This window comes from Methanosarcina sp. 1.H.T.1A.1, assembly GCF_000979295.1.
In the GTDB taxonomy this organism is placed as follows: Archaea; Halobacteriota; Methanosarcinia; order Methanosarcinales; family Methanosarcinaceae; genus Methanosarcina.
On sequence record NZ_JJQY01000070.1, the window covers coordinates 1 to 11,552 of the forward strand.

The following is an 11,552-nucleotide window of genomic DNA, read 5'->3' on the forward strand; positions in this document are numbered from 1 at the left end:
TATCTCCTGAATCCTGTATCTCCTGAATCCTGTATCTCCTGAATCCTGTATCTCCTGAATCCTGTATCTCCTGAATCCTATATTCCCTGAATCCTATATTCCCTGAATCCTATATTCCCTGAATCCTATACCCTGAATCCTATATTCCCCGAATCCTTATACTTCAATATCAACCTTCTTATTCTTACATTGGTCTATACTGAATAAAATTACAGAGCAAATTAAAACACTCACAGCGATCCATACTGCTTTAACTCCAATAAATGACGTCAACAACCCTCCCAAAATAGCTCCTGCTAAAAACGAAAGGTTAATCGTAGAATACCGAAAAGCTTGCAGAGCTGATTCACGGTCTTTTTTTGTGAAAGCAATATAAGCTTCCTGTGTAGCTGAACGTAAATTTCCTGTGATCATGGTTGTACTATAAGGAGAATCAACCAGTTTGCGAAATGAAGATACCTGAACCGAAGAGACAAATGAAACCGCAACAGTTACAATGATATTCGGACTCGTGTAGGGTATAAAGCCTATGATAAAAAGGACTGCAATTTCAAGAATTAAAACTGCCCTTTCGGAATCAGGTATAAACAGGCGCATAGAAGGTTTTTTTATCATCTCGGCAACAACTACTCCAACTATAAATGCCAGAATAGGGACCGCGTGAAACATTGCTTGCCCCCATTCTCCTGTTGCGGCTTCTATGCCCATAAGTACAACATTTCCGGTCTGGGCATTGGCGAAAACACCGCCTCTCCCTACGAATGTATAAGCATCCAGGAATCCTCCCACAATTGCAAGAAGTATTCCAAGCTCCACAGATTCGGGAGTCAAATTACGGAAACGTATTTTTCTTTCATTATTCAGCATTGGCACCTTTACACTCAGAACTCAAAGAGCCCTATTTAACAGTAACGAGCCTGTACCATATTTATATTTAACCCATATTATATTATTGAGAGACTCTTTTAAAAACGATTATTATCTACGAGGAAAGTGCTCTCCTTGCGGTTATTGCAGTAGAGAACGGTTTGTAAGGACAAAAGGAAGAAAATGTAGTGTCGAGCATAATGGATTCAAATATGGATTCAAAAATGAATTCAAATATGGATTTAAAAATGAATTCAAAAAAGAAAAGGAATAAAGATTCGTGCAGCCTTAACTTAGGAAGGTCTTTCTATAATCACCATTATCGGATATTGGAAGGAATGTGGTCCTGATTAATTTGCAGAAGCTCTTGCAACAATAATATCAGGATAGGATCTAAACTTCCCTGACTTCTACCTTTTTTGAAAATATCTCACAGCAAATGCTTTCCGGCACTTCACAATACATCTTTTCCGGCACTTCACAATACATCTTTTCCGGCACTTCACAGTACATCTTTTCCGGCACTTCACAGTACATCTTTTCCGGCACTTTACAGCAAATACTTTCGGTTTCTTCACAACAGATATCTTCTGCAGCTCAAAACTGATCTAAGGATTTCTTCCCCGCTTATCTTTTCCATCTTAATATCAGCCGGCTTTTCGATAATCTCAAGGTTCAGAGGGAGGCGCTTCTGAGCATCCTTTATCAGCTGGGCATCTCCGCTCATGATAACACAATCTATTCCGGGATTTTCTTCAAGGACTTTTCTAAGGGTCTCAAAGACTTTGTCCATATGGTGAGCAATATCCTCTTCCCTGAGGCGTTCGAAACGACGCTGGGAAAAGCCTCCCTTGCTGTGCTTTTCCTTGACACTGCTCTTGATAAGTTCTTCCGTATCGAAGACCCTGGCATCAGGGGCAAAGCCTATGAAAGACTCGCCTGCATGCAGGACAAGAACGAGCATGCGGTAGTCGGTATTCAGGCTTTCTTCAAGAGGAGATATCTCAAAACTGTCCAGAAGGTGCCAGGCAGAAGAGGGGACAGGGACAGGAGGGACTATGGCTTCGGAAATCATGCGGTGCAGGTCGTAGAAAAAGACCATGCCCGTCTCAGGATCAAGCCTATCAAGGAGGGAACGGGTTTCCTCTTCGACCAGGCCAAGGGTTTTTTCGTGAAGTACGGCTGAAAGGCGAGTTCCGGGGGGAAGATAAACGGTTAAAAGGTCATTTGCAGAAGAGTGAAGGGACTTGAGTTTGGAAAGGTAAGCCTTAACAGCCGACTGGCTCAGGGTTTCAACTCCGCGAAACTCCAGCTTGCCCCGGGACTCATCCCTGATTGTTTCAAGTTCGTGGGAAAGGGTATGGGTCCGGACGAGCTCCTGGTTTAAACGAGATTCAGCTTCCTGCCTGTCAGCAACTGCCTGCCTTGCAAGGGCTTCTTTCTTTTCGAGCTGGTTTTTCGCACTCTGAAGGCCAAGTTCGAGTTCAACTATCCTGGAGTTAAGCCTGTCAACCTCAAGCTCCAGACGGTCTTTTCCGGAGATTTTTCCTAGAATGGTGCCTAACCCTTTTTTTCCATCTGCGGTAACTTCTCTTTTTGCAGCTTTTTTATCGGTCATCTGCCTTCCTGCCCTTTCTCATAATATCTAATCCCATCCAGGAAACTCCCAAAAGTAACTGGACTGTATAATATTAGTAATACCTTATTAATTATGCGAATCACAGTACCGGTGCTATAAGCCAGTTACAGACCAGCGGGGACGGTATTGAAGATATTGTATAATTAATACGGCATTTATTACCCAGGACAACTATTAAACTACCAGCTATGCCTGATAATAGAAGTTATATTTCAGATAATTAATACGGGATTTATGGCACAGGACAACTATTAAACTATCAGCTATGTCTGATAATAGAAGCTAGATTTCCTGTAATACTTACTAATAAAATGGAGCCTCTATCTGATTTAACCGTCCCTTATATTTCGAAAGTTTTAAGAATATCATATTTAATGTCACTTTGATTTTCAGGATTTTTTCCAAAAAAGGGAGATAATTTCCATACTTAATTCTTATAGATTACTTCGGTGCCTGAATGAAAAAAACCATTGAAAAAGTCTCAAACGCAGGAGGAGGATCAAATGAATCCTGACCAGAAAAATCCACACGTTTCCGGACTGGAACCTGAGAATTCAGGTCAAAATGAACCGGATGGAGTAAAGTTAAAGGATTGGATGGACAGGAAAAATCCTGCCCGGCCCAAGGCTGAGAAAATCCACCCTACCCTCTGGATCCAGGGACAGAAGAGTTCTTCCCTTGCCGGGAAAACTATTGTCCTCGGTGTTACAGGGAGTATAGGAGCGGTCAGGGTAGTTGAACTTGCAAGGGAACTGATCCGGAATGGGGCAGAAGTCCATGCAGTCATGACCGATGCTGCAAAACATATCCTGCACCCTGACGCCCTGCACTATGCTACCGGCAACCCTGTGATTACGGAACTCGGAGGCAGGGTGGAGCATGTGGAATTTTGCGGGTTTAAGGGCAGGGCAGACCTCCTCCTGATAGCGCCGGCAACAGCAAATACCATAGGAAAAATCGCGTACGGAATAGACGATACCACAGTTACCTCTTTTGCAACAACCGCTCTTGGCTCCGGCATTCCTGTTATGGTTGTCCCCGCAATGCACGAGTCCATGTACAGGCACCCGGCTGTGATTGAAAATGTAGCGAAATTGAAAGGCTGGGGGATCTCCATGGTGGGCCCTAAGTTTGAAGAAGGCGTTGCAAAAATTGCCTCAAACGAAGAAATAGTGCTCGAGGTGGAAAGGGCGCTTGGAAACCGGAGCCTTGAAAACCGGAAAGTGCTTATAACAGGCGGTTCCACTGCTGAAAGCCTTGACCCTATCCGCATCCTCACGAATCGGGCCTCCGGAAAGACAGGCAGGGAACTTGCCCTTGAAGCTTACCGCAGCGGAGCTGATGTAACCCTTGTGCACAGGGACAGGCTCGGGCTTGCAGGGATCAGGGAAGTCTTTGCCGAAAGCGCTGCGGAAATGACCGAAGCCGTGCTCTCGGAACTGGAAAATGGGTATGATGTCCTGATAAGTTCTGCAGCAATTGCAGATTATACAGCCGAACCTTCTCCGGAGAAGATCAAATCAGGAGGAGATTTTGTGCTCAAACTGAAACCCACTCGAAAACTGATAAAGGAATGCAGGGAAAAACACCCTGAACTCGTGATCATAGGCTTTAAAGCCGAAACAGGAGTCGGGAAAGAAGAGCTCCTTAAAAGAGCAGCCGTAACCCTTGAAGGGACAAAACTCGATATGATTGCAGCAAACGATGTAGGAAAAGGTGGAATGGGTACTGAAGAAAATGAACTTTACCTGCTTGGAAAAGGAGAGCCCAGGCATGTCAGCGGAAACAAGCGCAAACTTGCAGCCTGTATCCTTGAGGAGGTAACCGGAATTTTAAATTCACGACAGGGCCTCTGAGAACCTGATCGATTTCTGGAAATTAAAACCAACTAACGGAGCTGGTACAGTACCTGATCTGCTTTATCGGCTGACTCTACAAATCATCCTGCACAAGATTCTACAAAACAGAAATGAACTTTGAAAAATAGCTTAAACAATAAAAAAGGCGTTTTCTATGTATACATACGAGAGTGAAGGGGCTGACTTTTTAGCAAAAGCATATGCTCCAGGGCATATAACAGGTTTTTTTCAGATTCATGAGCATAAAGACCCCCACCAGAAGGGATCTACTGGCTGCGGAATTGTTCTGAATGGAGGAGTTACAACCGAGGTAATGGTTGGAAAATCCGTGGAAAAGACCGAGATCTTCCTCAATGGAAAGAAAGTTGAAGGCAGAACCACCCGTACAGTGATAGAGATGTTAACCGATGTGCCTTTAAGAGTAAAGAGCTGGGCGGAAATCCCGATTGGATGCGGGTTTGGAGCCTCGGGGGCAGGAGCGCTCGGGACAGCTTATGCTCTGAACAGGGCGCTTTCCTTAAATAAGACCGTAAAAAGCCTGACTGAATACGCTCATGTAGCTGAAGTCGTTAACCGCAGCGGACTTGGGGACATTGCTGCCCAGTCCAATGGCGGAGTGGTAATCAGGCTGCAGCCCGGAGGGCCCGAATTCGGAAGCATAGACAGAATTCCGGCTCCTGAAGCAAGAGTTTTCTGCATCGCGCTCGGGGAGATTTCTACAGACTCTGTCCTGACAGACGAGATTGCAGCAGGAAGGATTAATGCTGCAGGAAAAGCCGCAATGTCCGAACTGCTTAAAAAACCCACTCTCGAAAACTTTATGCATCAGGCAAAAGACTTTGCCAGCAATACAGGCCTCATGAGCAGTACGGCAAAGGATGTAATTGAGGTTGCACATGCGAACGGAGGAATGGCTTCTCAGGCAATGCTTGGAGATACGGTTTTTGCAATCGCCCCCTATAGCCAGGAATTTATGCTCTACGAAGCCCTTCAGGAATTCGGGCAGGTTCTGGAATACGGCATAGGAACCTGTGTACCGAGATTGATGTATGAGTGAGCCTCAAGGCAAAAATCTATTTACTTTTTTGAACATCAGACAAGAAAATATTAATTTGCAGAAAATTTGCATATAAAGAAACTATGCTATATAAGGAAACTATAATCGAACGAAGTGACTCAATTAAATTATAAAGCTGACAAGTAAAAAGGTAAGCGACATATATGACCGATATACCCCAAGACCACCCGAGGTACGAATCCCTGCTCGCCCGTGAAAAGGTTGCAGCCGGGGTAAAGATGGGAATTACAAGTATTCAGGGGCTTATTGCCCAGGGAAGAGGCGAAAGCTTTGACTACCTTATAGGCGAGCGCAGCACCGAATCTGCCCTCTATGCAGAAAGAGCGGCAGTTGCTGCACTCCTTCTGGCAGAAAACCCGGTTATTTCCGTAAATGGGAACGTCGCAGTCCTGGCTCCTGAAAAAGTCGTTGCCCTGGCAGACATTACCGGAGCTAAGATTGAAGTAAACCTCTTCCACAGGACCGACACCCGGGTGCACCTCATAATAGAACACCTGAAGGCCAACGGAGCTTCTGAGGTGCTTGGAAAGAATCCGGACGCAAGCCTTGAGCTCTCCCACGCTAGAAGGCTTGTGGACAGCAAGGGGATCTATACGGCAGATGTCGTGCTCGTTCCCCTGGAGGACGGAGACCGCTGTGAAAAACTTGTAGAGATGGGAAAGACTGTCATAACAATTGACCTGAACCCTCTTTCACGGACCTCCAGAACCGCCACAATATCAATTGTAGACAACCTCACAAGGGCTCTCGAAAATATGGCAAAGCTTGCACAAGAAATGAAAAAGGAGAGGAAAGAAGAACTTGTGAAGCTGATAACGACTTACGAGAACAAAAAAGCCCTCTCTGAGGCGATTTCCGAAATTCAGGAACATCTCAAGACCCTGATCACAGAAGTAGAATACTGAAAGCAGGATACTTACATGGACCTGATAGAAAAAACGAGGGAATTTGCGGCTACCTTTCACGAAGGGGAGCCCAGTTCCCACGATATGTCTCATATAACCCGCGTAGAAGCCCTCTGCAGGGAAATCCGGAAAGAAGAAGGAGGAGACCTTCTCACTCTCCAGCTCGCAGCTCTTCTACATGACGTTGGGGTTATTAAAGAACATGAGGAGGGGGGAGACCATGCCCTCTACAGTGCGGAGATAGCCTCCGAATTTCTGGGGAGAGCAGGCGTTGAAAAAAAGACTGTGGAAGCTGTGGTATACTGCATCCTGACTCACAGGTTTAGCGGAGGGAAAAGCCCGGAAACAATAGAAGCCAGGATCCTTCAGGATGCCGACAGGCTTGACGCCCTGGGAGCGATTGGGATTTTCAGGTCTATCCTTTCAATGGGAGCTCTCAGGATGCTGAAGCACTTAACAGGAATTGATAAAGGAAGCTCAAAAAAGACTGTCTATGTTCAGGACCCTGTTGAAGGCTTTAACGAATACATGCACTACAAGCCTTTCACAATCCCCGAAAAGCTGAATACCGATGCAGCAAAGAGGATTGCAGCAGAAAGGCTGAAGATAATGCACCTCTACCTTGAAGCTCTGAACCTGGAAACCGGAGCCAGCGAGTGAGAGCAGATAAGAGATCTAATTTTACGGATTTTGGGCAGAAAAATCTCAACACTCCAAAAGCCGGGTTATCGTCTGAAATCCTGAAAACTTCATACAAACTTTCATACTTTACCAGACTGAAACATTTTTATAAAGATATGCACTTTATTAAGATTACAGGATAAATCTCAGGATTAAAGGACAATTCTCAGGACAACTTTTTTAGGAAAACTTCTTTAACATCAGGCAATTATCAAATAAGTTGCCTTTAAATAAAGTTGCCTTTAAATAAAGTTGCAGTTCAATACCCTACTACACTTCAATACATTACTACACTTCAATACATTACTACATTTCAATACACTACTACACTTCAATACATTACTACATTTCAATACCCTACTACACTTCAATACACTACTACAAAACCTGACGGATATGATCACATGGCTGACATAATAATAAAAAATGCTTACGTTTTAACAATGGATCCTGATGCAGGAGACCTTAAAAACGGGACTGTTGTTATTGAAGACGGAAAGATCACGGAAATCGGGGAAAAAACAAAAGAAAGTGCCGACACCGTGATCGATGCAAAAGGTTCGGTAGTAATGCCAGGGCTTGTAAACACGCACACCCATGCAGCAATGACCCTTTTTAGGGGTTATGCCGACGACCTTCAGCTTGCGGAGTGGCTTGAGAAACATATCTGGCCTGCCGAAGCCCAGCTGAAGGCAGAAGATGTTTACAAAGGCAGCCTGCTTGCATGCCTGGAAATGATCAAATCCGGAACAACGTCCTTTGCAGACATGTATTTTTTTATGGATGAAACTGCAAAGGCTGTTGAAGCATCGGGACTTCGAGCCTCCCTCTCCCACGGCCTGATAGAGCTCTGGAACAAAGAAAAAGGAGAAGCTGACCTTAAGGAAGGAAAGCGCTTTGTCCAGGCCTGGCAGGGAGCAGCCAACGGCAGGATAAAGACCATGTACGGACCTCATGCCCCGAATACATGCTCGGATGAGTTTCTTGCAAAGGTAAAAGAAGAGGCCAGCAGGGACGGAGCAGGCATCCATATCCATGTCCTGGAAACCGAAGCCGAACTGAATGCAATGAAAGAAAGGTACGGGAAGTGCTCGGTGCACCTGCTCGAAGACCTGGGGGTTTTCGGCCCTGATGTGCTTGCTGCCCACTGTGTATGGCTATCGGACGGGGACATAGAGATTTTAAGGAAAAGGGGAGTAAATGTATCCCACAATCCCATAAGCAATATGAAACTGGCATCCGGAATTGCTCCGGTATATAAGATGCTGGAAAAAGGAGTGAATGTAACACTTGGCACCGACGGCTGTGCTTCAAACAACAACCTTGACCTGTTTGAAGAAATGAAGACTGCTGCCCTTCTGCATAAAGTGAACACATGCAACCCTACTGCTCTTCCGGCTCGCCAGGTACTTGAGATGGCAACCGTTAACGGGGCAAAAGCCCTTGGCACGGAAACCGGAATGTTGAAGGTGGGAAAGAAGGCAGACCTGATCATTGTGGACATGAAAAAACCGCATCTCACTCCCTGTTTTGACGTTCCTTCCCATCTGGTATACTCTGCAAGAGGAAGTGATGTCAGGACAACAATCGTGGACGGAAAAGTCCTTATGGACAATTACAGGGTACTTGTGCTGGATGAGGAGAAAGTGACAGAAGATGCCCGGAAAGCCGCAGAAGAGCTTGTAGCAAGGGTAAAAGCCTGAAAAATCCATACCCTGGAATAGTCCATGTTCTGGTGTAATGCTTTAAAGTATACTGGAACAATATACGGGAAAAATAAATACTAGAAACCCGAATACACCACAGATTTATTTTATTTAATCTGTACCCGAAGTAAAAATTTGTGCGAATTCGAAAAATAAGCCTATCTACTATAATCGAATTTACCCATCGAATTCAACCGCCTATCTGATAATGACGGGATTATTATGACCGAAAAAGAACTCGTAGAATCCGGAAACATGAAAATGGAATGGGCAAGAAGCCACATGCCTGTGCTTGCAATCATCAGGGAGAAGTTTGAGGAAGAAAAACCCCTGAAAGGGCTTAAAGTAGGAATGGCCCTTCACGTAGAAGCAAAGACCGCAGTCCTTGTCGAGACCCTGGCTGCAGGCGGCGCACAGGTTGCAATTTCAGGCTGCAACCCCCTGAGCACCCAGGACGATGTGTCAATGGCTCTCGATACCCGGAAAAATATAAGCTGTTTTGCAAAATACGGGTGCAATACCAGCGAGTACTATGAAGCTATAGATAAAGTCCTTGACTTTGAACCTGACATCACAATCGATGACGGGGCAGACCTGATATTCAAACTCCACAAAGAAAGGACAGGTATGCTCCCGAATATCCTCGGAGGCTGCGAGGAAACCACTACAGGGGTCCACAGGCTTCATGCCATGGAAAAGGATGGCGCACTTAAGATGCCGGTAATAGCGGTAAACGATGCCATGACCAAATATCTCTTTGACAACCGCTACGGGACAGGTCAGTCAGCCTGGGACGGGATTAACCGGACCACAAACCTCCTTGTAGCAGGCAAAAACGTTGTTGTCGCAGGCTACGGCTGGTGCGGGCGCGGGGTTGCAATGCGGGCTACAGGACTGGGAGCGAATGTAATCGTCACTGAAATAGACCCCATACGAGCCCTTGAAGCCAGGATGGACGGACACAGGGTCATGAGAATGGCAGACGCTGCAAAAATAGGAGAGATCTTTGTAACGGCCACAGGAAACCGCGATATCCTTACAGCCGAACACTTCAAGGTCATGCAGGACGGGGCAATCCTTGCAAACTCAGGACATTTCAATGTAGAAATCGATATGGAAGCCCTTGCCTCCCTTGCAAAAACAGTCAGGACCGTCAGGCACAATATCAAAGAATATGATATAGGGAACAGGCGCATTAACGTCATAGCCGAAGGCAGGCTTGTAAATCTGGCTGCCGGTGACGGACACCCTGCCGAGGTCATGGATATGAGTTTTGCAAACCAGGCTCTCTGTGTGCGCTACATTGCCGAAAACAATCTGTTGAACGGAGTCCACGGAGTCCCCAAGGAACTTGATACCTATGTGGCAACACTGAAGCTTGAGTCAATGGGCATAAGCACCGACAAACTCACTTCCAAACAGGAATGCTACATGAATGGCTGGGAATGCGGGACATAATCAGAAGCAGCAGGGAATAATTAAGTAAGCTGAATCTTTAGTTGAACATTTAGCTGAATATTTATAAGTGTAGTGGATAAGACCCTAATTCCCTGCACTTAATTTCTTTTGTTATGAGTAATCATAGTTACTGCGCCCCGTTTTTAATGATTTCGGATGAAAGAGAGTCAATCTCGCCGGATATTTGTAGACAATTGATAACCCAGCAATTCTCGTTAAAGACATAGCTGAAATATGATTTATTTTCAAAATGCTTAAATAGCAAACAGAGTTTCTATTTTTCAGAAAATCTTTAAATTCACTTTTATTGAAGCGGAATTTACTTAAAATAACGGCAATAGGGTCCACGACATACTCCTTAGAGCCTGGCATTATTTTGCTTCCAGGTCCCTTGGTATGAAAAGTAGAGTGAGTGAGTGAGTGAGTGAGTGAGTGAGTGAGTGAGTGAGTGAGTGACCAGCTTTCCTCGATCGAAAAATATCATTGATACCTCGATCAAAAAAATATCATTAATATACACTGATCTCATAGAATGTACAAACAGGAACGGGACATAATCTGAAGTTAACGGATCTTTTACCAGGAAGGGAGCTGTTCTCTTGAAAAAGAGGTGTTAGACATTCCCTGGTTGACATAAAAAACTTTAAACATTCCAGATATCAGATACGATAAACATTCCAGATATCAGATACGATAAACATTCCAGATATCAGATACGATAAACATTCCAGATATCAGATACGATAAACTGCTCACAGCCCTATAAATGCGAATTTTTAATATTGATTTTATAGATGGAGAGGTGGGGAATGGAAAAAAGCCTCAGAAAATCTGGTATTGATAATATCGGGGATATTCCCTGGGGAACACACTTCTGCCAGTTCTACCAGACAAAAGAAGATTTAATAGATATACTTGTCCCCTACTTCAAAGCAGGGCTCGAAAATAATGAATTCTGTATGTGGGTCACATCGCAACCTCTGGGAGTAGAAAGCGCAAAAGAAGCTCTTGAAATGGCTGTTCCTGACATTGATGCTTACCTTGAAAAGGGGCAAATCGAAATTATTCCCCACAATTACTGGTATGTAAAAGAGGGTAGATCCGGTTCGGAAGAAGGGGGAGCCGGTTCGGAAGAGGGTGGATTCGATTCGGAGAGGGTCTTAAATGGATGGTTTGAAAAACTCAATCATGCCCTTGCCAGTGGATATGAAGGGATGAGGTTGAGCGGGAACACGTTCTGGCTGGAAAAAGAAGGCTGGAATAGTTTCATTGAATACGAGAAAGAAATAGACAACATTATCGGCAACTTTCATATGATGGCTCTATGCACCTATCCTCTCGACAGGTGCCACGCAACCG

At 44.8% G+C, this 11,552-nt stretch carries 10 protein-coding genes; 7 read left to right on the top strand and 3 right to left on the bottom strand.

Annotated features, from left to right (window positions below; all coding sequences use genetic code 11):
• Positions 1 to 156: 156 nt before the first annotated feature.
• The 3 genes from EO95_RS06930 to EO95_RS06935 form a co-directional block, all read right to left on the bottom strand.
• Positions 157 to 831, bottom strand: coding sequence for a YoaK family protein (locus EO95_RS06930; protein WP_235282900.1), 675 nt, complete (start codon positions 829 to 831; stop codon positions 157 to 159).
• A gap of 429 nt (positions 832 to 1,260) precedes the next feature.
• Complete coding sequence (locus EO95_RS17540) at positions 1,261 to 1,404, bottom strand: hypothetical protein (RefSeq protein WP_156164006.1); 144 nt, start codon at positions 1,402 to 1,404, stop codon at positions 1,261 to 1,263.
• A 37-nt stretch (positions 1,405 to 1,441) separates the two neighbouring features.
• On the bottom strand, positions 1,442 to 2,485 hold the full coding sequence (locus EO95_RS06935; RefSeq protein ID WP_048133494.1) for a Vms1/Ankzf1 family peptidyl-tRNA hydrolase: 1,044 nt from the start codon (positions 2,483 to 2,485) through the stop codon (positions 1,442 to 1,444).
• Between the two features lie 617 nt (positions 2,486 to 3,102).
• Here EO95_RS06935 and coaBC point away from each other — a divergent pair.
• The 7 genes from coaBC to EO95_RS06970 form a co-directional block, all read left to right on the top strand.
• Positions 3,103 to 4,362, top strand: a complete 1,260-nt coding sequence (gene coaBC / locus EO95_RS06940) for a bifunctional phosphopantothenoylcysteine decarboxylase/phosphopantothenate--cysteine ligase CoaBC (protein ID WP_048133501.1) — start codon at positions 3,103 to 3,105, stop codon at positions 4,360 to 4,362.
• Positions 4,363 to 4,519: 157 nt separating this feature from the next.
• On the top strand, positions 4,520 to 5,422 hold the full coding sequence (locus EO95_RS06945) for a pantoate kinase (protein ID WP_048133495.1): 903 nt from the start codon (positions 4,520 to 4,522) through the stop codon (positions 5,420 to 5,422).
• Between the two features lie 164 nt (positions 5,423 to 5,586).
• Positions 5,587 to 6,348: a 4-phosphopantoate--beta-alanine ligase gene (locus tag EO95_RS06950; RefSeq protein ID WP_048133496.1), complete on the top strand. Its 762-nt coding sequence runs from the start codon at positions 5,587 to 5,589 to the stop codon at positions 6,346 to 6,348.
• 15 nt (positions 6,349 to 6,363) lie between these two features.
• Positions 6,364 to 7,008 (top strand): HD domain-containing protein, encoded by a 645-nt coding sequence (locus EO95_RS06955; RefSeq protein ID WP_048133497.1) that lies wholly within the window; start codon positions 6,364 to 6,366, stop codon positions 7,006 to 7,008.
• 425 nt (positions 7,009 to 7,433) lie between these two features.
• A complete protein-coding gene (locus tag EO95_RS06960; RefSeq protein ID WP_048133498.1) occupies positions 7,434 to 8,732 on the top strand; it encodes an amidohydrolase family protein in 1,299 nt (432 codons plus the stop codon).
• A 225-nt stretch (positions 8,733 to 8,957) separates the two neighbouring features.
• Positions 8,958 to 10,193, top strand: coding sequence for an adenosylhomocysteinase (locus tag EO95_RS06965; protein ID WP_048133499.1), 1,236 nt, complete (start codon positions 8,958 to 8,960; stop codon positions 10,191 to 10,193).
• A gap of 809 nt (positions 10,194 to 11,002) precedes the next feature.
• Positions 11,003 to 11,552, top strand: a 550-nt coding sequence (locus tag EO95_RS06970) for an MEDS domain-containing protein (protein ID WP_048133500.1), incomplete at its 3' end; no start/stop codon positions are given.

What these genes read in the sequence shown, in the direction of transcription:
- coaBC (WP_048133501.1), top strand. Translation starts at nt 3,103, where the DNA reads ATGGACAGGAAAAATCCTGCCCGGCCCAAGGCTGAGAAAATCCACCCT.
- EO95_RS17540 (WP_156164006.1), bottom strand. Translation starts at nt 1,404, where the DNA reads ATGTACTGTGAAGTGCCGGAAAAGATGTACTGTGAAGTGCCGGAAAAG.
- EO95_RS06950 (WP_048133496.1), top strand. Translation starts at nt 5,587, where the DNA reads ATGACCGATATACCCCAAGACCACCCGAGGTACGAATCCCTGCTCGCC.
- EO95_RS06935 (WP_048133494.1), bottom strand. Translation starts at nt 2,485, where the DNA reads ATGACCGATAAAAAAGCTGCAAAAAGAGAAGTTACCGCAGATGGAAAA.
- EO95_RS06955 (WP_048133497.1), top strand. Translation starts at nt 6,364, where the DNA reads ATGGACCTGATAGAAAAAACGAGGGAATTTGCGGCTACCTTTCACGAA.
- EO95_RS06945 (WP_048133495.1), top strand. Translation starts at nt 4,520, where the DNA reads ATGTATACATACGAGAGTGAAGGGGCTGACTTTTTAGCAAAAGCATAT.
- EO95_RS06960 (WP_048133498.1), top strand. Translation starts at nt 7,434, where the DNA reads ATGGCTGACATAATAATAAAAAATGCTTACGTTTTAACAATGGATCCT.
- EO95_RS06965 (WP_048133499.1), top strand. Translation starts at nt 8,958, where the DNA reads ATGACCGAAAAAGAACTCGTAGAATCCGGAAACATGAAAATGGAATGG.